Here is a 22,103-nt window from a genome sequence, read left to right on the forward strand (position 1 = left end):
TTCGTTATTTCTGCCCCCTGGCGGAACGGATGGCCGCTTCATAGGCGGCGATGTCCGAACGTTCCTGGCTGACGGCAGGATCGGAACCGAATCTGGACACCTTGTCCTTGACCTGGTTGAGCAGGTCGCTGTCCTCCGCGGTCATCCTCTTGCGGTTGGCCGGAGTATCCAGCAACTGGACATACTGGCTGCCCGTCCTCCATGCGACGTACCTGTCGGAAGGCTGCTTGCCGGTGCCCTGGGACATCCTGTTTCTATTCCACAGCGTATCCATCTGGGCCAGCATGGCGGGAGCGGACCACTTCACCAGGCCCTTGTAATCGGCGCCCGTAATGTTCATGAAGCAGACCAGGGCCTTGTCCGGCTCATTCTGCTTCAGGTAGGCCTGCCCCTGCAGGAAGAGGACTTCCGGCAAATTCTTCTTGTAGGACTTGTCGGCGCGGTATTTCTCCGCGGCGGCAATCACGGCGGGCCAGTCCTGGCGGGCGGCGGTAAACTTGACCAGATTATACTGGGCGTCTTCCATGGCCTTGCGGTCCGGATTGGAGCTGGATTCCTCCTTGCTGAGTTCATCCCTCATCATCTTGATGGCGGTATCCACCTTGGCATTATCCTTGCTGCGGCCCAGAGCCACGGCCTTGCCGAAGACCGCGTTCTTGCGGTACTTGGACATGCCGTTGATGCGGGCCTGCTTGCGCACCGGATTCGGTTCCGACGGATCCAGGATTTCATCAAAGTAGGCAATGCTTTCCTCCGGCTGGGAGGTATTGGCCAAGTGCATGCCCAGCTTGACAAGCGTGTAGGGCGGCAGGTCGGAGGGCTTGAAGTCGCGCTTCAGTTCCACGAAAAGCTGCTTGACCAAACCTTCCTGCGCGGCCTTGGCGGCACGCTGCTCGTCCGTTTCCGTAGGTGCCTTTTCAAAGACTTCCTGCGTCTGGGCGATGACGGCCATGCGGAGCATGGCGCTCAAGGTCTTATCTTTGCTGTTGTCCACGCCGGGGAACCTGTAGAAGTGATTGCGCAGGGCGTTGGCGTCCAATTCCCGTCCCAGGGCCTTGTAGCCGGCCATGTAATTCTTGGTATAGGAATTCACGGCTTCCTCCAGCAGAACAGTCATCTTGGGGTCGTCCTTCTTGCCTTCCCGGACAATGACTTCCTGCATCTTGACGGCCGTGGGGTCAAACATTTCCTTGTCGTCCTTGAAGAAGTCCATGGCTGCCGCGGCAAGCTGGAGGCTGTAGCGGCTGCCGGGCATATCGGCAACCTTCCAGTATTCGTCATACCACTTCTTGACTTCATCCCGGCGGGCCTTGCGGGCGGCCTCCACGGCCTCCTTCGGCTCCAGGGGAAGAGGCTTCCTGGTGGCGTTCACAAGCAGGTTGTATACGGCTTCCGCGGCGGGACGCTTGTCGCCCAGCTTCTTGGCGGATTCCAGGGCGGCCAGCGAATAGGCTTCCGATTCCTGCTCATGCTCCTTGCTGCCGGCGTAAAGGCTGGCAAGCAGGTTGTTGGCATACGGGAACAGGCGGTGGTCCTTGAAATTGTCCACGATTTCCTTGGCATCCTTGATGGCAAGCTCCTCGTCGCCGGGATTCTTGCGGCCCAGGTAATTGAAGGCGCGGTCATAAAGCACGGCGGCCAGGTTGGCGTCATCCTTTTCCGGGAAGCGGGCAATATAGTTGGTGAAAGCCTGGATGGCATCATCCGCCCTGCCCAGGTTCGTGTACGTTTCACCCAGCAGATACATGGCCGTCTTCAGGTAGGTGCTGTCCCTGTATTCCTTGACGAAGCGTTCCAGCACGGGAACGGCATCTTTGTAGCGAGCAGCATCAGCGGCTCCCAGGTTGAACAGGGAAGCGCCCTTGCAATACAGGGCCAGTTCATAGAACTTGTGGGTGGGATCGCCCTTGTGCAGTTCCATGACCTTGTCCGCCTGCTGAACGCAAAGATCGAACTTCTTGTCTTTCAGCAAGCCTTCCAGGGACAGGGTATTCAAGGTGGGGGCGTACTTGGAATTCGGGAATTCCTTGATATGCTGGGCCACCAGCTCCCCGCCCTTGTCCGCTTCCCCAAGCTGCCAGGTGGTCATGGCCAGGTAGAACAGATTGTCTTCCCTGCCCGGGGCATCCGGATAGAAGTCATTAATGAGCTGGTAGGCGGCGCGGGCAACGCGCTGCGAACCATGCACCATGGCCTGGTTGCCCATGAAATTGAACGTGAAGGCATCCAGAACCTTGCCTTCCTCCTTCATCTTGTTGAACTGCTCGATCAAGGTGTTCACCTTTGACTTGTCCAGCGTATGGGAAAGATCGGTAACGCCGGGAACGGCGCCGTTAGCGCGGCCCAGGCGGTCCAGGGAATGGTTGGCGTCCGCCAGCACTCCGGCCTGGTCGGGCAAAAGCCCCATCAGCGTCAGGGCCAGGGAGGCATAGTCTTCAGACTCCTTCTGCTTGCCGCTCTGAAGAAGAGAACGGGATTTTTCCAGGGCTTCCGCAATATCGCTCACCAGCTTGGGGGCGTACAGCGCCACGCGGGTGGGGCTGATGTTCATCACGGAAGGGTGGGCTTCCACAAATTTCACCGTTTCCTGGCACTTGCCGGTCTTGATGGCGGACTCCACCATCGCCAGGAAGGAATTGGTGATGACGGCGTCTGAAATGCGGCGTCCCTTGTAGCGGGAATTCACGCAGGCGGTGAGGTTTTCCAGCCCCTTGTCGAAAGAAGGCGGATCCATCCTGAAATAGCACTGGGCCAGCAGGCCCTGCACTTCCCCGGCGTTCACGTTTCTGGCAACGGGATCGTTGCGGTATTCCTTCAGGAACTTTTCCAGAAGCTCGGCTCCCTTGCCGAATTCGCCCATGCGGCAGTAATTTTCCCCTTCGCGGAACAGGGCCATCTTCACGAGCTGGTTTCTGGCGCTCGGGAACTTGGTATAGCAGGCCTTGAAAGCCTCCACGGCTTCACTGTATTTCTTCAGTTGGGACAGACAGACACCTTTCTGGTAATAAAACCAGCCGAAACCGTCATCCAGGCCCAGCATCTTGATACGGGGTTCATAAACGCGGATGCAGCGGTCGACGGCATCCAGAGCTTCCTGCCACTTGCCTTCCCTCATGGCAGCCAGGGCCGTACGCTGATAATCGCGCGGACCATTCTGCGCATGAGAAGGCATCACCGCGCCAATGCTCAGCACGGAAACCAGGCCGGCCGCCAGTGCAGTAGTATAGTTTGAGTTGATCATGTGTTTAAAAAATCGTTGAAACAGAAGAGATAGTCGAACAGGTACGGCATCTCCGCAAAAGCAGGAAATATGCCTGCCTGTAATGGATTGCGTCATTTTAACAAGATGCGGCAAAGTCTAAAGCAGAAAGTTCGCCTTTTTAGTCATCCATGCAAGAAGCCGCACGCGCGCCTCGTTTATTTATTCCCGCACCCTGCTGCCTCCCCATCCTCAAAGAGCCTCCGGAAAACCTTCCACCAGTTCCGGAACATGAGAAGAAAAGGGATAAACGGTCCCGGCATCCAGCCTTCCGCTCGATAAAAAAGCTCCCGGAAAGCCACAAAGGCCCGGGAGCTGAAATCCAGTCAAGGCTTCCGCCTTTAATCGTCCTTGAGGTCGGTCAAGGCCACCGTTGTAATCCCGGCCTCCGTCAAGGCGTTCATGACGTCAATGACGCGCTGGTGGGGGACTTCGCCTTCCACCCACAACTGAACGACGGGCTTGGTGCCTACGGCGCTGGCTTCCTGCTTCTTGGCTTCCAGCTGCTGCACGAGCGTCGACAGGTTGTGGTTGTTCATGTCATTGTCGATCATCAGGCTGTTGTCCTTGCCCCAGTAAATGGTGCCGTCCTTGATGATGCGGATCAGAGCGGGTTCGATCTGGGCGGCCGTATCGCTCGGAGCGCTGCCGGGCATGGACATGTCCAGCTTGCGTTCCTGAATCAGAGAGGTCGCCACGATGAAGTAAATCAGCAGAAGGAAGCATACGTCGATCAGGGACGAGATATCCAGCTTGGGATCTTCATCCTCAATCGGTTCCAATTTCTTGTGTCTGGCCATGATGCGTGATGATTAGTCTTCCCTGCTTGCGGGGGCGGAGTTCTTGGCGGGCAGCACGGCAAAGACCACTTTGGTCACTCCGCATTCCGCCGCCACGCGAATGACTTCGCGGGAGCCTTTGAACAGAGCCTTCTGGTCGCCGCGCAGATAAAGGCGCGTTTCAAAATCCTGCTTGTCTTTGAAGCGTTCCGCAAGGTTCTTGATATATTCCTTCAATTCATCCGGAGAATTGAGCGGGGCGCTGACATCGGAGGCCCAGCGCACGTCATTGCTCATGCCGTCGGGCCGCTTGCCTTCGCCTTCCCCGTACACATTCACCACGATACAGCCGTTGGCGGACTTCACTTCACCGGAACTGGTGGCCGTAGGCATCTGAATGTTCTTATCCTTTTTAACGGTAATGGCCGTAGCGTTCACCACGAAGAAGATCAACAGGAGGAACACCATGTCGATCATGGGGGACATATCCATTTCCCCGCTCTCTTCATCGGAAGCTATATTGGCTTTTTTCTTCCCCATAAGCTACATTTGGTTGAGATTCTCCGGCCCGTCTCCGCCTAGGGCGGAAGTTTACGGGCCGGACCATAGGCTCGCCTGCGATCAAGCCAAGCCTTCGGGGATGCGGGCAAGCTGGGCTTCAGCGTTCACCACGTTGATGGAGGTGTTCACCATTTCCTGCAGCGTCCCCACGCATTCGGCGACATGGGCATTGGCAATACCCTTCTGGAAGAAGAAGAACGGAGTGGCGATAATGGCGTTGATCAGGCCCCAGAACGTCGTCAGCAAAGCCACGGAAATGTCACCGGCAAGCTGGGTGGGATCCGCCTGGCCCGCAGTAGACAGCGTACCGAACGCCCCTACCATCCCCTGCACCGTCCCGAAGAGGCCGAGCATCGGAGAAATCTGCGCGCAAAGGGCAAGCATGTTGATCCACTTGAATACGGAACGGCTTTCGTTGGCCGTAAAATCGGCAATGGCGTCTTCGATGGCGTCCTTGCCAAGGTCTTCCGGACGGGTGGCATCCACGTTCGGCAGTGCGTAGGCAACCAGGCGGCCCAGGTAGGTGGGGCTGCCGGCGGCCACTTCAATGGCGGAGCGGATCCGGCATTCGGCCATCAGTTGAAGAAGGGTGACTTTCAGATCTTCCGGGCAGAACTTGTCCTTTTTCAGGGCGACCATGTTGTAAATCACCAGGAAAACGATGAAGGCTTCCACCAGCATGATCGGAATCATGGTCCAACCACCGGCGATGATCCACTTGTCAAGCATGGTCTTTTCCTGCGGGGCAGCAGTTGCCGCATCCTGGGCAAAGGCCGACGTGGAAAATGCAGCCATCAGCACAGTAGCGAATGCAGCGAAACGGAAACCCAGTCTAAAAAGGTTCTTCATAATGTAAGTTATATGGTTGTTCGAAAAGATACTGGTGTATTAAAGCATGCAAATTCAGACTTGCAAGCATTCATTTTGGACTCTGTCAAAATTCAAGCGTCCGTAAAACCCGCTGCCCGGTTCAGCCGGCTGCAGATGGCACAGCTCCCTCCGCATCCCCTGGCGGGGCAGTATTCACGGCCGTACAGCACGATACGCAAATGGAGATCCCCCCATGTGTTTTCAGGGTAAAGCTCTTTCAGATCACGCTCCACGGCCTCCACCGTTTTTCCACTGCTCAGCCCCCACAGCCGCGACAGGCGGAAGATGTGGGTATCCACCGGAAATGCCGGTACGCCGAACGCCTGCGCCATGACAACGGAGGCCGTCTTATGACCCACGCCGGGCAGAGATTCCAGCGCCTGGAAGTCGCAGGGGACCTGCCCTCCGTACTGCTCCGCCAGAATCCTGCTCAGATTCACGATGGCGGAAGCCTTCCTCTCCGAAAGGCCGCAGGGACGCACGATTTCACGCACGGCCTCCACGTCCTGCCGGGCCATTTCCTCCGGCGTGGAAGCCAGGGCAAACAGAGCAGGAGTAACCAGGTTTACACGCTTGTCCGTACACTGGGCAGACAAAAGAACGGCAACCAGCAGGGTATAAGGGTCATGATGGGTAAGGGGAATGGGCGGATTTTCATACAGCCTCATCAGCTCCTCCTGCACGACGGAGGCCCGTTCTTTCTTGTCCATGCCACCAGAATACCATTCCGCAGGCGCGGCGGAAAACAAAAAAAACGCTCCGCCGTCCCGATGGATGGCGGAGCGGTATAAAAGCGTTTTCCCGCAGGGTTACTTGTCGGCCTTGGCGTACAGTCCCTTGGACACGCGGTGCTGAAGGGCGGCGTACATGGCGCGGCAGTGCCTGTAGCCACGGCGGCTGCTCAGAACTTCCAGGCTGTTGGCCGGATCTCCCCAGCGCACAATGGTCAGTTCCACATAGCGGCGCCCCCAATCCTTCATCAGCTTTTTGCTGGGCTGGTAAATGTCAATGGTGCCCGTGCCTACCAGGGCGCTGCCGTAATCGTCAACGACATAGAGGTAGGGCTGGCCCTTGATGCGGAATGTGGTCCCCAGCGGATAAACGGACCAGTCCGCCGCCGCACTGCGCACGGAAGACGTGTACTTCAGAGACGTGCCCACCGCATTGCGGGGGCCGTACGCCAAATGGTCGCGTTCGGAATGTGTGTAAGCCGTCGTACGCACTACGCGGGTACGCTGGGACGGATGGTAAAACGGCATCTTGTGCTTGTCGCGCCCCAGTTTGGGAAGGCTGGAAGAGGGCATCGCTGAACGGCTGGGTGCCAGAGGCTGAACAAAGCCCGGTGATTTTTCACTTACGCGGGCCAGGACAAGAGTATCACTATCGGATTTCCCCGTGCCGGTGACGGCACCATTTGTCGCACAGCTGCTGACAAACATGGCCATAACGGCGCAAGACAGGGTGGCAATTATTCGTAGATTCATGTGGTACGTGGTTATAGCGCCACACACGCGGCAATCATGCCTGAAAAAAAACCTTCTGGCCGCGTGCGGTGCCGACAAAAATCAGCAACGGCGGCTCTTGGTTACGAAATAATTTCAGCCTTGGCAAACTTTTTTTCTATACCACCTCTTGTAAATACAAAAAAAACCTTACCACAACACATTAAAAATCAACAATATAAAAAACATGCCGCATTTTTGTCATATCATGACAAATAATATACTTCACGAAGTCTCTTTTTCTATCATAGTACGACACACTTTTTTCTTTTGAAGAAAACTCTTTTACAATGAATGCATTATTAACACAAAAAGCATTCAATCCTTCAAAAGTTTTCATAAAAAAGTTCAAGGGGAAAGAGGCGGGAACTCAATCATTGCTTAAAAACAGTGAACGAAATGCTGTGTTCCCTTCATGCAAATTCCCCTTCCGGTGAGACGGCCGCATACCCAATGGGCTGTTGCATCCACAGGGAAATAGATTATAATTCCAGCCAAACATGTCCGCCGGCCTGCCCCAACACCTTACCCTTGACTATCTGCGCTCTTTGTTATCCAGAGGCGTGGAGCATGCGCCTGTGACGGAAGAGGCCCGGAAAGTCCTGAGGCAGTGGGTAATTGAAGCGCGCCGGCTGGCCCGGGGAGACATTTCCGCCCCCCCTGCGCCCGTTTCCGGCATGGAACATCCCCATCCCGAGGGAGTTCCGGAAAGTTCCGAACCCGCTTCCGTGGATGAAATCTCCTTCGGCAACGAACTCAGGGCCATCCTCAACGGCGTACATTCCGGGGGAACAGAAGAGGAACCAGCCGTTCCGCGCCACGTGGCCTTTGATCTGGAAGGGGAAACGGAAGAAGAAAAGCTTGCCTCCCTCCGTGAACTGGTGCTGCACTGGCCGCCCCTCAAAAACCTGAATTCCCTGCGGGAAACCCCCGTCTTTTCCTCCGGCAATCCACGGGCGGACATCATGATGGTGACGGACGCTCCCGGACTGTATGAAGAAAAGCTGGGCAGGCCCCTGGCAGGACCATCCGGAGAAAAGCTGGACGCCATGCTCCAAGCCATGGGCCTTTCCCGTTCGGACATTTACCTGACCCATCTGGTCAAGTTCCGTCCCTCTCTGCCCCGGCAACTCACCAACAACCGCCCCCCCACCGACCGGGAAATAGAAATTTCCCGCCCCATCCTCCGGGAGGAAATCATGCTGGTGCGCCCGAAAGTGGTCGTCGCCCTGGGCGCCATTGCCGCCAGGGGAATCCTCCAATCCGGGGAAACGCCGCTTTCCGCGCTGCGGGGGACCTTTCACACGGCTTTCGACACACCCGTGCGCGTTACCTACAATCCCAGCTACCTGCTGCGAACGGAAGATATTTCGGAAAAGCGAAAGGTCTGGGAAGACATGCTGTGCGTCATGGAACGGGCGGGGCTCCCCATCTCCGACAAACAGCGTTCCTATTTCCTACCCAGAAAGTAACATATGGATTATTTAAACGCCATTCTGGAGCGCAAACGCGCCGACTTGAAAAAAATCCTTCCCCTGGAAGGCAAATTGCGGGCCTCCGCCATCCTGAGGAACGACTATGCGGGATTCAGAACCGCCGTGGACCTGAGCGAAGACCGCCTCTCCGTCATTCCGGAAATCTCCCGGGCCTATCCTGCGCAGGGGATCCCACATGCGGACATGGACATCAGGCGCCAGTACTCCATGTTCGTGCAGGGCGGCGCGCAAGGCGTCTCCATAGCGGTGGAACCGCAGGTATACGGCGGGTCCTGGGACATGGTATCCGCTATTTCCAAGATAAGTTCCATTCCCGTCATGGCGCGCGACGTCTTCATTCACCCGGTTCAAATCTGCCAGGCCATCGTCACCGGGGCGGACGCCGTCAACCTCCTCGTGGCGGCCGTTCCGGAAAAGGAGCTGGAACCCCTGTACCGCATGGCCACCGGACTGGGGCTGGACGTGATGATGGAAGTCCATACCCTGAAAGAGCTTGAAGCCGCCATGGATCTGGAAGCCGACTTCGTCTGCATCAACAACGCGGACCCGCACACACTTCAGGCCAATCCGGCAGTCACGGAAAGACTGATTGAAGAACTCCCCGCCTCCGTCACCGTTCTTTCCGCCGGTGGAATCCGCACCGTGGAAGACGCCCGCCGGATGCTGGATGCCGGCGCGAACGGAGTCATTCTCCGGGACGAACTGGCGCACCTGGACATTCCCCAGGAATTCATGGAAGCCATCCTGGCCCTGAGGGCGGAATAACCCTTCCGGCCCTTTCCTGCACTATATATAATATAGTGTGGCGGATTCATGCCCGCTCCGGAAAAACCGCGGGCATGAATCCTTTTCGTTATCCCAATCACGCCCCATTTGAAACGGAACGGGACCGCGTCCTGTCTCACTTTTCGTATGGACATGACGAACTGCTCACATTGCCGGCATGATTCCGGCAAAAACGAGGTCCCGGAACAGGCTCTTTCCCATTCTTCCTCACCCCTCGGGGGCATGAATATGAAGGGAATGGACATGCTTCCTTCTTCCCCAGGCCCCTCCCCTTCCGGCGCCGTTTACACCTGCCCCATGCATCCCCAAATCCGGCAGAACCATCCCGGTTCGTGCCCTATATGCGGCATGACGCTTGAACCCGTGCTTCCTTCCGCCGCCCCACAGGACAACAGGGAACTGGACGACTTCCGCAGGCGCTTCTACATTTCCCTCCCGCTGGTGATCGTGCTCTTTGCCATTTCCATGGGCGGCCACATCGCCGCATGGCTGAATCCGGGGGTGCAGAACTGGGTGGAACTGCTGCTGGCCGCCCCCGTAGTCCTGTGGGCGGGCAAGCCGCTGCTGATCCGTGGCTGGGAATCCGTTAAAACGCGCAATCCCAATATGTGGACGCTGATCGGAGCCGGAACTTCCGTCGCCTTCCTGTACAGTCTGGCGGCTACGATCATGCCCGGATGGTTTCCTGCGGTCTTCGTCCGCGACGGCCACGTACCCGTGTATTATGAAGCGGCGGCCATCATCATCTCCCTGAGCCTGCTCGGGCAGGTCCTGGAATTGAAGGCCAGGTCCCGCACGGCGGAAGCCATCAGGTCGCTGATGAACCTGGCCCCCTCCACGGCGCACCTCGTGCTGCCCAACGGCGTGGAGAGCGACATTCCCCTGAAGGAAGTCCAGCCCGGCGACGTGCTGAGGGTGAAACCGGGAGAAAAGGTTCCCGTGGACGGCATCCTGAAGGACGGAGGGAGCGATGTGGACGAATCCATGCTCACGGGGGAACCCATTCCCGTCACCCACGTTCCCGGAGACACGTTGATCGGCGCCACGCTGAACACCACGGGCACCTTCACCATGACGGCCCGGGAAGTGGGGGACGGCACCGTGCTGGCACGCATCGTCAGCCTGGTGGCCCAGGCCCAGAGGACAAAGGCCCCCATGCAGAGGCTGGCGGACAAGGTGGCGCGCTACTTTGTCCTTGCCGTGGCGGCGGTCGCCATACTCACATTCTTCGTCTGGGGATTCTGGGGGCCGCAGCCGAGCTGGCCGCACGGGCTGGTGAACGCCGTGGCCGTCCTGATTGTGGCATGCCCGTGCGCCCTGGGACTGGCTACCCCCATGTCCATGATGGTGGCTTCCGGAAAAGCGGCCTCCCTGGGCATCCTGTTCCGGGACGCGGCTTCCCTGGAAACCATGCACAAGGTGGACACCCTGGTCATGGACAAAACCGGAACCCTCACGGAAGGCAGGCCCTCCCTCGTCAACGTCACCACGGCAGGCGGCATGAACATGGACAAGCTGCTTGCCCAATGCGCCTCCCTGGAACAAGGCAGCGAACATCCCATTGCGCGCGCCTTCGTCCAGAGGGCGCGGGATGAAAAACTCCCCCTGGACTCCGTTGCGGACTTCCAGTCCTTCCCCGGCGGGGGCGTGGCCGGAACCATCCAGGGCAGCAAGGTATCCCTGGGCACCGGGGACATGATGCAGAAACAGGGCGTGGACATCTCCTCCCTGGCTCCGTGGGTGGATGAACAGCGCCGGCAGGGCCGCGTGACCGTTTTTGCCGCGCTGGACGGACAGGCGGCGGGGGCGTTCTCCCTGGCGGACAAAATCCGCGACAATACGCGCAGGGCTCTTGCGGACCTGAAGGCGCGCGGCATCCGCATCATCATCGCCTCCGGAGACGCGCCGGCAACGGTGGAAGCCGTGGCGCAGGAACTGGAAATTCCCGAATACCACGGAGGCATGTCCCCGGCGGACAAGCAATCCCTGGTCTCCAGCCTCAAAAAGCAGGGAAGCGTGGTTGCCATGGCCGGCGACGGCGTGAACGACGCCCCCGCGCTGGCGGAGGCGGACGTGGGCATCGCCATGGGAACGGGGTCGGACGTAGCCATGCAGAGCTGCGGCGTCACGCTGGTGAAGGGGAACCTGCTGGTCATCTCCAAAGCCTTCGCCCTTTCCGCCACCACCGTGAACAACATGAAGTCCAACCTGGGCTTTGCCTTCATATACAACACACTGGGCATCCCCATAGCCGCGGGCGTCCTTTATCCCTTCTGGGGCATCCTGCTCTCCCCGGTCATTGCGGCGGCGGCCATGTGCCTGAGTTCCGTTTCCGTCATCCTCAACGCCCTGCGCCTGCGGCATTTTTCATGACGCCGCCAAGTCCCGCTCTCCAAACGCTCCGCAAAGGCGCGTGATTTCCGGAACTTCACCTTCCCGGTACATGACTTCCACAATATCGTAGCGGAAGGGGACCGTGTCCGGAAGCTGGCGCAGCCATTCAGCCGCTCCCTGGCGGATCAGGGCGCGCTTGCGGGCATTCACGGCCCGGCGCGCTCCCCCGTAGCCGCCATGCGTGCGCGTTTTCACCTCCACAAAGACAAGGCAGGCTCCGTCACGGCACACCAAATCAATCTCCCCTCCGCGGACGGGACGCCAATTCCTCCGTAAAACGGAACAGCCAGCCGCGCGCAGGAAAGAGGCCGCAGCCAGCTCCCCGTAAGCGCCCAGCCAGTCCGTACTCCGCACCTCCCTATTCAGGCAGGGACAATTCCATCTGTGAAACAGGCGCAAACGAGCGGCGATGCAGCGGACAAGGCCCATGCTTCCGCAGGGCCTCCATGTGAACCTTGGTGCCATACCCCTTGTGTTTTGCAAAACCATACTGCGGAAACTCGGCGTCCGCCTCCGTCATCATCCGGTCACGCGTTACCTTGGCCAGCACGCTGGCGGCGGCGATGGACAGGCTTCTGCCGTCCCCCTTCACAATGGCGCGGTGCGGCACGGGCAGTCCCTTCACGGGGAGTCCGTCCACCAGGCAGAAATCCGGCCGCAGGGAAAGCCCCTCCACGGCGCGGGCCATCGCCAGATGGGTGGCGCGCAGAATATTGAGCCGGTCGATCTCCTCCGTGGAGGCAATGCCCACGGAACAATACACGTCCGCACGTTCCAGCAGGGCGGCAAACAGGGCCTCCCGTTTGGCGGCGGTGAGCTGCTTGGAATCGTTCAAGCCGGGAAGGCCTTCCAGATGCTGCGGCAGAATCACGGCACCGGCCACCACGGGACCGGCCAGCGGGCCGCGTCCGGCCTCATCCACCCCAGCCACGTGCAGGAAGCCGGAAGCCCGCACCTCCGTTTCAAAACTCATGTCCGGGTGTGATCTTTCCGCCATGGGATTATTTCTCCTCCTGCTCCTCCGGCAGCCTGGTCAACAAAATCTGCGTGATCCTTCTGCCGTCCGATCCCGTCACCACAGCCCGGTAACGGCCTATTTTCAATTCCTCCCCTTCCTCCGGAATATGCCCCAGCTGGCTGATCATGTAGCCGCCCAGCGTGGTCACACCAGGACAATCCAGGTCCATCTCCGGCAGATAGTCCGCCAGGTCAAACAGGGTGACGGCGCCATTCACGGCATAAGTATCCTTGCCCGTCTTGACAAATTCGCGCATTTCATCCCGGTCAAACTCGTCCTGAATGTCATCGCCCACGATCTGTTCCAAAATGTCGTCCAGGAACACGAGGCCGATGGAATCGCCGAATTCATCCACCACCAGGGCAAAATGGGCGTGCTCCTTCAAAAAGAAAGTCAGCAGGCTGTCCAAGGGCATCGTATCCGGCACCACGCGCAATTCCCGCTTCACACTCATCAGGTCAGGATTATCCTGGCCCACGAGCTTGAGCAGATCCTTCACGTGCACCCAGCCCTTCACCTCGTCCAGATGGTCTCCCTCCACCAGCGGAAAACGGGTATGCCATGATTCCCGCGCCAGAGCCCAGTTCTGTTCAAAGGGAGCCGTCAGGTCCATCACATCCACTTCGGAACGCGGCGTCATGACGTCCTTCACGCACATATCGTTTAATTCAAGCGCGTTCTTGGAGATTTCCGCCTCTTGCCGGGTCAGTTCGCGGGAGCGCTCGCTCTCCTCCACCAAGTACATCAGTTCATCCGTGCTGTGCACAGTACACGCCGCCGCTCCGGGATCAATTCCCAGCAGGTATTTCATGATAAACCGGGCGATTCCGTTGGTCAGGCCGAGAATGCCCGTATATTTGAACACCCCATAAAAGGAATACAGCAGGGGGGCCACCGCCATGACGGACTTGCCGGGATGCCGGACCGCCATGCACTTGGGAAGGAATTCCCCCAGAACCACATGGCAGCAGGCAAAGAAAAGGAAGGTAAGAACCAGGGCCGCCCAGTAAACGGGCGCGGAGGCTTCCAGGCCCAGGGAGTATAGAAAGGGTGCCGTCAGCTCCGCCACGAACGGAGCGCCCAAAAAGCCCAGCGCCAGGGAGGAAAGCGTGATGCCTATCTGGCAGGCGGACAAATACAGGTCCAGGTGCCTGACCGCCTTTTTAGCGAGGACCAGCTTCCTTCTCGTCCGCGCCGTGGCGCCTTCTTCGGCGTGCAGCTGGCTTTCGCGTACTTTCATCAGGGCGAACTCGCTCGCCACGAAAAACGCATTCAATAATAAGAAAAGGACAAGGCCGGCCATTGCCAGCGCTATCCCACCCAGCGCCGGTTCAATAACCGGCACTTCAGCGGCCCCGGAGGCCGCAAGAATACTCAGAGGGTCTGGATCACTCATTCCGTTGGATTTAAAATACGGGAAAAACCGTTCTCATGCACACGCTTTGTACGTCACAATTTTTCATAAACACCCTTGTCCCGTTTTTCCAGCACGGTAAAGCCGGCGGCCTTGGCGTCGGAAACGGACAGGGGCTTGGTGATTTCCGGAACATTCACCCGGCTGACCACCTTGCGCACCGGATGTTTGCACACCAGGCACTTTTCAAGCGGCGCACGGTCCACGGGCCTCCGCAATTCGAAACCGCGGCGGCACACCGGACAGGACTGTTCGGGATCGTCGGGGTGTTCGGAAATATACTCGTATATGGGCATAGCAAAACGCTAGGCTAAATAAAAATCAGCCTAGCGTCAAAATCTTTGTAAGGCTGCAACCTTTTCCTCTCTTACCAGCTGGACTTGGTCACACCGGGGATCATGCCGGCGTTGGCCAGTTCGCGGAAGGAAATACGGGAAAGCTTGAAGCGGCGGATGAATGCACGGCGGCGGCCCGAAACAAGGCAGCGGTTGACCATACGGGTCGGGCTTGCATTGCGGGGCAACATGGTTAAACCGATATAATCCTTCTCAGCCTTCAATTGCTCGCGCAGCTCTGCGTAGCGCTTGACGGTGTCAGCCTTTTTCTTGTCTCTTGCTATCCAGCTCTTCTTAGCCATAAGTTCGGCGGAATAAGTAGAGGCCCCGCAGTGAAAAATCAAGCGCTTTTTTTCAATTTCATCAAATTCAAGCTGTTTTCAATGTCATCCGGCCTTTTCCCGTCCATACATCTATGACTCTGAATACCTGCCTCTTCCATAAACGGACCACGGAGAACGCCGCCGGGGAACCCGTTCCGGGAAAGGACGCCCGGAATTGCTTAACACTTCCTAACCATCTCCGGAACTCCCGCTTCCCCGCCCTTCCGGGAAGCCTTCCTTCTTCCCCTTTTCTCTTCCTGCTCCCTCCCCGTCCCCACCCTGGCGGACCAGGACAAAAACTCCGCCCATCCCCTCCTGCCCCTTCCGGAAGGGAATATTGAAAAAGGACGCCGTACAAGACGATTTTGTCCTTTCCACCGGAAAGGGAATGGGGCATCATGGCCGCGCACACTAATCACTGACGTACATGAAAATCGTAGTTGCATACTCTGGCGGCCTTGACACCTCCATTCTTCTGAAGTGGCTCAAGGAAAAGTACAATGCCGAAATCATCGCATACTGCGCGGACGTAGGCCAGGCTGAAGAACTTGACGGCCTGGAAGAAAAAGCCCTTGCGACGGGCGCTTCCAAATGTTTCATCGGCGACCTCAAGGAAGACTTCGCCACCAATTACATCTTTCCGATGATGCAGGCCAACGCTCTGTATGAAGGCCGCTACCTGCTGGGCACCTCCATAGCACGCCCCTGCATCTCCAAGGACATGGTGGACCTGGCCATCCGGGAAGGAGCGGACGCCATCGCCCACGGCGCCACCGGCAAGGGCAACGACCAGGTGCGCTTTGAACTGGCCGTGAACGCCCTGGCACCCAACATCAAGGTCATCGCCCCGTGGCGCGACCCCGAATTCCGCAAGCAGTTCCCGGGCCGCACGGAAATGATCGCCTACGCGGAATCCCACGGCATTCCGATCCGCCAGTCCCTGAAAAAACCGTACTCCATGGACCGCAACCTGCTCCACATTTCCTTTGAGGCGGGCATGCTGGAAGACACCTGGTACGACGGCACCACCCCGGCCGACCGTGAAATGTACAAGCTTTCCGTCTCTCCGGAAGACGCCCCGGACCAGGCCGAATACATCCAGCTCCTGTATGAAAAGGGCGACGTGGTCGGCATTCAATACGACGGACTCGCCAGTCTGCTGAAAGAACTGGATGTCACCCCCCGCGGCGAACGCGACGGCTATACCCTGCTCAGCCCGCTGGGCGTCATGTACGTGCTCAACGCCCTGGGCGGCAAGCACGGCATCGGCCGTGTGGACATTGTGGAAAACCGCTTTGTAGGCATGAAAAGCCGCGGTATTTATGAAACGCCCGGCGGCACCATCCTGCTGGCGGCCCACCGCGACATTGAAACCATCACCGTGGACCGCGAAGTGCAGAAAGTGCGCGACTCCCTCATTCCGGAATACGCCACGCTGGTGTACAACGGCTTCTGGTTCGCGCCGGAACGCGAGGCCATCCAGGCCCTGGTCACCAAATCCCAGGAAACCGTCAACGGCGAAGTGCGCCTGAAACTCTACAAGGGCAACGTCATGTACGCCGGACGCCGTTCCCCGCAGTCCCTGTACTCCGAAGAAATCGCCACCATGGAAGGCGGTCACGAAGAACTGTACAATCAGGACGACGCCGAAGGCTTCATCCACCTCAACGGCCTGCGCCTGAAGCAATTCAGCCGCGTCAACAAACCTTACGGCCACTAAAGGCACCGACTTTTTGCCAGCCGTCCGGAAAAGTAGTTTCCGGGCGGCTTTTTATTTATCGATAGAGGAAATTGTCCCTGCCGTACTACTTATGATGCACACTTTCCTGCGACTCTTCCTGCAGACGGCCCTTTTGATGACCGCCGGCCTATCCCAGGCAGCCGTACCCCCGCCCAAACCCAACATCATCCTCATTTATGCGGACGACATGGGCATGGGGCTGCCGGGATGCTACGGCGAGAGCCTAGTCAAAACGCCCAACATCGACCGTCTTGCCGAACAGGGCATCATGTTCACCAGGTGCTACAGCAGCCAGTACTGCTGCCCGGCGCGCGCCTCCCTGCTCATGGGCGTGCATGACAGCCACTCCAAATCCTACTCGGAAACTCCCGGCGGCCTGGTCATCACGGCGGAAAAACAACGCTGGAGCAATGAGGAATTTGAACAAAAGGCCGCCCGGAGGGCAGGCATCAAGCCCTCCCCGCAGGAAGTATTCCTCCCGGAAATGCTGAAAAAGGCCGGCTACGTCACAGCCCAGTTCGGAAAGCTGGACTGGGGCTTCACCACGTGGCACGGGGAATTGCAGCGCCACGGCTGGGACCACTACGTAGGCTACATGGACCATGTGCCCGCCCACGGCTACTATCCCTCCTTCCTCTGGAAAAACGGAGAACGCCTGCCGCTGGAAGGAAACACGCACGCCGATGCGGGAAAAACTCCGGAAAACTACTCCCAGGGCGCTACGGAAAAACGCCGCGGCAAGCGGGAGGGCAAAGTCACCTACGCCCCGGACGTCATGCTGCGGGAAACCCTCAAGTTCATGGAGAAAAACCGCAAAAAGCCCATGTTCATCTTCTTCTCCACCAACCTTCCCCACGGGCCGGTGGACATCCCCCCCGCGGAAAACATCTATGCCAGGAACCCTGAAATACGCAAGGCCTACACCAACGCCTCCGGCGGCAACAAGGAATGCGGCGCGGCGGCGGAGGAATACGCCTCCATGGTGGACAAGCTGGACAGGCAGGTGGAGGCCATCGTCGCCCAGGTGCACAAGCTGGGCCTGGAGAAACGCACCATGATCATCTTCGCTTCCGACAACGGGCATGAAATCTACTACCGCACGGACAAGGGCCGCGGCCGCAGCCTCGACTACCACGGCGGGGTAGTGGATAAAAACGGGGAACTGCTGGACGTCTTCCGCGGCAACCGCGGGAAAGTGGGCCTGAAAAATGCCATGGTCAACTTGGCGGGGCTCAAATGGACCAACCACGAAGGAGGCATCCGCGTTCCCATGATCGTTTCCTGGCCAGGAACCCTCCCGCACGGAAAAGTCTGCCACAGCCTGGCGGCCAATTACGACCACATGGCCACCTTTGCCGACCTGGCGGGGGTCCGCATGCCTGCGGGCAAGGACGCCGTCTCCTACAAAAACATGCTGCTGGGCAAACCGGGCCAATTGAGGGACTACATCGTCATCGACCACACGATCATCACCGGAGACGGCTGGAAACTGACCAGAAAAAACGGCCAGTGGCTCCTGTTCCAGATCAGCAGGGACCCGGAAGAAAGGAACAATCTGGCGGAAAAACAGCCAAAACAGCTGGAACGGCTCCAGGCCATCTACAAAAAGGAAGCGGGCAGTCCGCGGAAAGACAGGTAATAGGGAGAAATCCCCGCAGCTTTCCATTCCTTTCCTCTTTTTTGCTGGTTGAAACTTCCCCATTCCGCAGGTAGAGTACCCCGGTGAACAGCAACCTATCCAACTCGCGCCAGGCCGCCCTGGCCTGCCTGACGCGCTGGCATGAAGGCCGCGCCTTTGCGGAAACCCTGGTGGACCGGGAATGTTCGCGCCTCACCCTGTCCCCGGCGGACAGGCATCTGGTCCAGGCCCTGGTCTTCGGCGTTCTGCGCAACCAGAGCTGGCTGGACCACGTGATCGGCACGCTGCGCCAGGGCAGGCTGGACATGAACGTGCGGCTCATTCTCCAACTGGGACTGTGCCAGCTTTTTCTGCTGGGCATGGCGGACCATGCCGCCGTGTATGAAACCGTCAATCTGGCGCCGTCCCGCCTGCGGGGTCTGGTCAACGCCATCCTGCGCAATGCGCTGCGGAAGGAAAAAGCCATTCTGGCGGAACGGGAAAAACTCCCCCTCCACATCCTTTATTCCACCCCGCGATGGCTTGTAGGAAAATGGACGGCCCAGTTCGGACCGGAAGCCGCCCGGAAGCTCCTTCAATGGAACAACACCACGCCGCGGATCTACGTGCGCGCCAATTCCCTCATTCCCTTGAATGAAACCCCGGAGGGCCTCATCCCGCTCGGCGGCGTTCCCGGCTGGTTCTCCGTGGAAGGCCTCCTGCCGCTGAAAGAAATCAACTCCGGTGCCCTGTACGTAGCGGACCCCTCCACCCGCTACGCCATCGACCTGCTGGCGCCGCAGCCGGATGAGGAAATCCTGGACGCCTGTGCCGCCCCCGGAGGAAAATCCACAGCCATCATCGCCGCCACCGGAGGAAAAGCGCGCCTCACTGCCACGGATCTTCACGAACACCGTCTGCCTGTCCTGCGGGAAAATCTGGCAAGGTACGGCTCCCCCTCCGTAGCCACGGCTCAGGCGGACTGGGCTCTCCCCTGCCCTCCGCAATGGGAAAAGCGTTTCGATGCCGTGCTGCTGGACGTTCCCTGCTCCAACACGGGCGTCATCCAGCGGCGCGTGGACGTACGCTGGCGCCTGAATCCGGAGGAAATCCGGCGGCTGGCCGCCCTCCAGAGGACCATTCTGGAAAACGCCTCCCGCGCCGTCAGACCGGGAGGAAGGCTTGTTTATTCCACCTGTTCCATTGACGCGGAGGAAGACGGACTGCTGGTCCGGGAATTCCTGAAGGACCATCCGGAATGGACCCTGAAGGAAGAAAAACTCGTCCTTCCGCAGGAGGAAAAATCGGACGGAGCATATGCGGCCCTCTTGATCTGTGCTTGACCTCGGCCCCGATTTGTCAACAATGCCTGCTCCTGATTAATTCATTCCATTTATGTCCCGCAAACCAATTATTGCCGCCAACTGGAAGATGAACATCGGCCCCGCTGAAGGCGCCCAATTCATCGAAAGCTTCAAAACCATCCTCAAAGGGAAGGACGTCGCCTGCGACACCGTGATCGTCCCCCCCTTCACCACCATCCCCTCCGTGCTGAACGCCCTGGGCGGCTGCGGATGCATCGCCATCGGCGCCCAGAACGTTTCCCAGTATGACAACGGAGCCTACACCGGTGAAATCTCCACCAGCATGCTCCAGGAGCTGGGCCTCAAGTACGTGGTGCTGGGCCACAGCGAACGCCGCCAGTACTTCGGTGAAACGGACGCCATCATCAACGCCAAGATCAAGAAGGCCATCGCCGCCGGAATCACCCCGATCTTCTGCATCGGAGAAACCAAGGATGAACGCCTGGGAGGCATTCTGGAACCCGTGCTGGAAATCCAGCTCAAGGGCGGTCTCAAGGACCTGACGCCGGAAGAAGTCGCCAACCTGGTCATTGCCTATGAACCCGTCTGGGCCATCGGCACCGGTCTGACCGCCACTTCCAAGGAAGCCCAGGAAGCGCACGCCTTTATCCGCAAGGTCGTTGCGGACGTCTTCGGCGCAAATACCGCCGCCAAGGTACGCATCCAGTACGGCGGTTCCGTGAAGCCGGAAAACGTGGAAGAACTCATGGCCCAGCCGGACATTGACGGAGCCCTGGTGGGCGGCGCGTCCCTGAAGCCGGAATCTTTCGCCGCGCTCGTCACAGCCGCCAAATAAGCGGGTCCGCGCATTCCCGTTTTAATACCAGGCCGGCTCCTCCACGGGGCCGGCCTTTTCCGTTTCCGGGAACATGTCCCGCCATATACGGGATCGTTTTCCCGTAATATCTCATAAAACCTCGCCTGCCATCAGTATAGAAGCCCATGCAGCTTCTTTGAAACAGACGCGGCTTTTCACCTGCGGAAACAGTTTCTGGCTTTTCAAGCGACGGCAATCATGTACAATATCAGGAAATCATGAAAGCCCGCTCATTTACCTCACGCAGCAAAGGTTTCACGCTCATTGAAGTCCTCGTGGTCATCGCTATTCTCGCCCTGCTGTCGGGCATTTCCTACACGGTATATTCCCATGCCACGGAAACGGCGGCGCGGACGCGTTGCACGGACAATCTTCACAGGCTGAGCGACTGGGGCAAGGAATTCGCAGCCCAGAACGGGGGCAAGCTCCCCTCCAGCGGCATGAAGGACAGTCTCCTGAGTGCCAAGGCCTGCCGCAACTGGTGGGACGCCCTGGCCCCCATCGTCAACGCCGGCCAGCCGGACCTGATTCCCCTCACGGACAAGGAGCCGAACATGCTCCCGGACACCTTCCGCTGCAAGAATGACAAGCACCTTACCTACTTCAACTCCAACGACCCCAACCAGCCCGCCGGACCGGACACCGTCTCCTACACCAGCTGGCTGGACAACCGGAAGGGACGCCCCATGAACGTGGCGCGCGGCCAGGCCCTGAGGAACAAGCCGTGGCTCAGCGACGGCAACCCCATTGACGGCCGCAGCGTCATCACCTCGCAGGACTTTGATGAAATCGTGGTTCCCGCCCTGGAACGCCACCAGGGAGCTATCATGGTACTTTACGCAGACGGGAAAATAGCGCCTGTTGACGATCCTACGTTTGAAAAAATCACCAAGGACTCTTAAGAAACTTTTCACTCCTATCGGAAGAGCCGTCCTGCGGCCCGGAAGCAGGAAACCGATGGAATTTTCTTCCTTCCCCCGCTGATTCGCCTTTACGAACACGGGATAATCATTAAGGTTAGTGTTCAGATGAACCCGTATACCTCCTTTGAGCATCCGTATGAAATGATACCGTTGCATGTGGCGGGGTACATCCTGGGTTCCGTTTTGCTGCTCGGCCATCTATTCGCTCTGGTGAGAAGGCAGCAGACGCAGGCGTTTCTGCTGGCTTCTTCGCGCAACCATCTGCTCGCCCAGATTCTGCTGGCGGTGGGCCTGTTCTGGTTCTTCCTGCTCGTGGCTCCCCAGGGGCTGGGAATCCTGAGTTCCCTCCGCGTGGATCTGGCGGAATTCGAGGGCATCCGGTGGCTGCTCCAGCTTGCCTGCCCCGTCTTTCTGGTCCTGATGATCACCCAGGTGAAAAATCTGCTCTTTCCACGGGCTCTCGGCCTCTTCGGCCTGATGGTGGCCTCCCCCCTCCTTTTTGCGGCTTATCTGAAAGATCCGGTCACGCGCTTGCTCATCCCCATCTGGTGCTACATCGTCATCTTTTTCTCCCTCCTCTGGATAGGAAAGCCCTATCTTTACCGGGACATGGTCAATAAAATCTGTTCCAAACCCTTCTGGTGGACTCCCCTTTGCCTGGGCGGCATGGCCTACGGAGCCGCCATCCTGCTCTGCGCCATTCTGTGGTGGTAGCACGGACTGAATCCTGACGCCGGACCCGGCACTCTTCACCGCCGGAATCCTCATGGCTCCCGCGGAAAACAAGATTCCGGGGAAACCGGGCTGATGACCGGGAACGGCCGCAATGCCATTTTGCAAAAAGGAAAAACGGAGTGCGGACTACACCATGCCGCTTATGCCATGGACGCCAACACGCCCTGC

At 58.5% G+C, this 22,103-nt stretch carries 21 protein-coding genes; 10 read left to right on the plus strand and 11 right to left on the minus strand.

From position 1 onward, the window contains the following. Positions 1 to 4: 4 nt before the first annotated feature. The 6 genes from V3C19_RS10870 to V3C19_RS10895 form a co-directional block, all read right to left on the minus strand. The gene (locus V3C19_RS10870; protein WP_161981221.1) at positions 5 to 3,241 is read right to left on the minus strand and encodes a tetratricopeptide repeat protein; all 3,237 of its coding nucleotides are present in this window, start codon (positions 3,239 to 3,241) and stop codon (positions 5 to 7) included. Positions 3,242 to 3,600: 359 nt separating this feature from the next. Beyond that, on the minus strand, positions 3,601 to 4,059 hold the full coding sequence (locus V3C19_RS10875; RefSeq protein WP_130083221.1) for a biopolymer transporter ExbD: 459 nt from the start codon (positions 4,057 to 4,059) through the stop codon (positions 3,601 to 3,603). Between the two features lie 12 nt (positions 4,060 to 4,071). Then, on the minus strand, positions 4,072 to 4,578 hold the full coding sequence (locus V3C19_RS10880; RefSeq protein WP_130083222.1) for a biopolymer transporter ExbD: 507 nt from the start codon (positions 4,576 to 4,578) through the stop codon (positions 4,072 to 4,074). A gap of 81 nt (positions 4,579 to 4,659) precedes the next feature. Next, on the minus strand, positions 4,660 to 5,448 hold the full coding sequence (locus V3C19_RS10885; RefSeq protein WP_330937093.1) for a MotA/TolQ/ExbB proton channel family protein: 789 nt from the start codon (positions 5,446 to 5,448) through the stop codon (positions 4,660 to 4,662). A gap of 92 nt (positions 5,449 to 5,540) precedes the next feature. Continuing rightward, positions 5,541 to 6,179: an endonuclease III gene (gene nth, locus V3C19_RS10890; RefSeq protein WP_130083224.1), complete on the minus strand. Its 639-nt coding sequence runs from the start codon at positions 6,177 to 6,179 to the stop codon at positions 5,541 to 5,543. A 99-nt stretch (positions 6,180 to 6,278) separates the two neighbouring features. Next, positions 6,279 to 6,953: a 3D domain-containing protein gene (locus V3C19_RS10895; protein ID WP_238623779.1), complete on the minus strand. Its 675-nt coding sequence runs from the start codon at positions 6,951 to 6,953 to the stop codon at positions 6,279 to 6,281. 36 nt (positions 6,954 to 6,989) lie between these two features. Here V3C19_RS10895 and V3C19_RS10900 point away from each other — a divergent pair, with 36 nt between their 5' ends. From V3C19_RS10900 to V3C19_RS10915, 4 genes are all read left to right on the plus strand, one after another. Next, a complete protein-coding gene (locus V3C19_RS10900; RefSeq protein ID WP_295934780.1) occupies positions 6,990 to 7,190 on the plus strand; it encodes a hypothetical protein in 201 nt (66 codons plus the stop codon). 281 nt (positions 7,191 to 7,471) lie between these two features. Then, positions 7,472 to 8,443 (plus strand): uracil-DNA glycosylase, encoded by a 972-nt coding sequence (locus V3C19_RS10905; RefSeq protein ID WP_130083226.1) that lies wholly within the window; start codon positions 7,472 to 7,474, stop codon positions 8,441 to 8,443. Positions 8,444 to 8,446: 3 nt separating this feature from the next. Then, positions 8,447 to 9,232, plus strand: coding sequence for a hypothetical protein (locus V3C19_RS10910; RefSeq protein ID WP_130083227.1), 786 nt, complete (start codon positions 8,447 to 8,449; stop codon positions 9,230 to 9,232). 153 nt (positions 9,233 to 9,385) lie between these two features. Then, complete coding sequence (locus V3C19_RS10915; protein ID WP_295934781.1) at positions 9,386 to 11,626, plus strand: copper-translocating P-type ATPase; 2,241 nt, start codon at positions 9,386 to 9,388, stop codon at positions 11,624 to 11,626. Here V3C19_RS10915 and V3C19_RS10920 read toward each other — a convergent pair. The 5 genes from V3C19_RS10920 to rpsN all read right to left on the minus strand — a co-directional run bounded on the left by V3C19_RS10920 (position 11,621) and on the right by rpsN (position 14,716). After that, on the minus strand, positions 11,621 to 12,001 hold the full coding sequence (locus V3C19_RS10920) for a YraN family protein (protein WP_202975643.1): 381 nt from the start codon (positions 11,999 to 12,001) through the stop codon (positions 11,621 to 11,623). The genes V3C19_RS10915 and V3C19_RS10920 overlap by 6 nt on opposite strands. Positions 12,002 to 12,005: 4 nt before the next feature. Next, positions 12,006 to 12,644 (minus strand): ribonuclease HII, encoded by a 639-nt coding sequence (locus V3C19_RS10925; RefSeq protein WP_295934783.1) that lies wholly within the window; start codon positions 12,642 to 12,644, stop codon positions 12,006 to 12,008. 4 nt (positions 12,645 to 12,648) lie between these two features. After that, entirely contained in the window at positions 12,649 to 14,061 is a 1,413-nt protein-coding gene (locus V3C19_RS10930) for a hemolysin family protein (RefSeq protein WP_130083231.1), read from the minus strand. Positions 14,062 to 14,114: 53 nt separating this feature from the next. Next, a complete protein-coding gene (locus tag V3C19_RS10935; RefSeq protein WP_130083232.1) occupies positions 14,115 to 14,375 on the minus strand; it encodes a zinc ribbon domain-containing protein in 261 nt (86 codons plus the stop codon). A gap of 71 nt (positions 14,376 to 14,446) precedes the next feature. Then, on the minus strand, positions 14,447 to 14,716 hold the full coding sequence (gene rpsN, locus V3C19_RS10940; protein ID WP_067570980.1) for a 30S ribosomal protein S14: 270 nt from the start codon (positions 14,714 to 14,716) through the stop codon (positions 14,447 to 14,449). Positions 14,717 to 15,164: 448 nt separating this feature from the next. Here rpsN and V3C19_RS10945 point away from each other — a divergent pair, with 448 nt between their 5' ends. The 6 genes from V3C19_RS10945 to V3C19_RS10970 all read left to right on the plus strand — a co-directional run bounded on the left by V3C19_RS10945 (position 15,165) and on the right by V3C19_RS10970 (position 21,914). Next, positions 15,165 to 16,457: an argininosuccinate synthase gene (locus V3C19_RS10945; RefSeq protein WP_130083233.1), complete on the plus strand. Its 1,293-nt coding sequence runs from the start codon at positions 15,165 to 15,167 to the stop codon at positions 16,455 to 16,457. Between the two features lie 91 nt (positions 16,458 to 16,548). After that, positions 16,549 to 18,117, plus strand: coding sequence for a sulfatase-like hydrolase/transferase (locus tag V3C19_RS10950; RefSeq protein ID WP_295934785.1), 1,569 nt, complete (start codon positions 16,549 to 16,551; stop codon positions 18,115 to 18,117). 83 nt (positions 18,118 to 18,200) lie between these two features. Continuing rightward, positions 18,201 to 19,439 carry a transcription antitermination factor NusB gene (locus tag V3C19_RS10955; protein WP_295934787.1) on the plus strand — a complete coding sequence of 413 codons (1,239 nt, stop codon included), beginning with the start codon at positions 18,201 to 18,203 and terminating at the stop codon, positions 19,437 to 19,439. Between the two features lie 52 nt (positions 19,440 to 19,491). Then, positions 19,492 to 20,256 carry a triose-phosphate isomerase gene (gene tpiA / locus V3C19_RS10960; RefSeq protein ID WP_130083236.1) on the plus strand — a complete coding sequence of 255 codons (765 nt, stop codon included), beginning with the start codon at positions 19,492 to 19,494 and terminating at the stop codon, positions 20,254 to 20,256. A 239-nt stretch (positions 20,257 to 20,495) separates the two neighbouring features. Beyond that, complete coding sequence (locus V3C19_RS10965) at positions 20,496 to 21,179, plus strand: prepilin-type N-terminal cleavage/methylation domain-containing protein (RefSeq protein ID WP_130083237.1); 684 nt, start codon at positions 20,496 to 20,498, stop codon at positions 21,177 to 21,179. A 162-nt stretch (positions 21,180 to 21,341) separates the two neighbouring features. Next, entirely contained in the window at positions 21,342 to 21,914 is a 573-nt protein-coding gene (locus V3C19_RS10970) for a hypothetical protein (protein WP_295971286.1), read from the plus strand. Positions 21,915 to 22,103: the final 189 nt, after the last annotated feature.

It is taken from the genome of Akkermansia sp. AE01SA01 (genome assembly GCF_036417395.1).
Taxonomy (GTDB): Bacteria; Verrucomicrobiota; Verrucomicrobiia; order Verrucomicrobiales; family Akkermansiaceae; genus Akkermansia.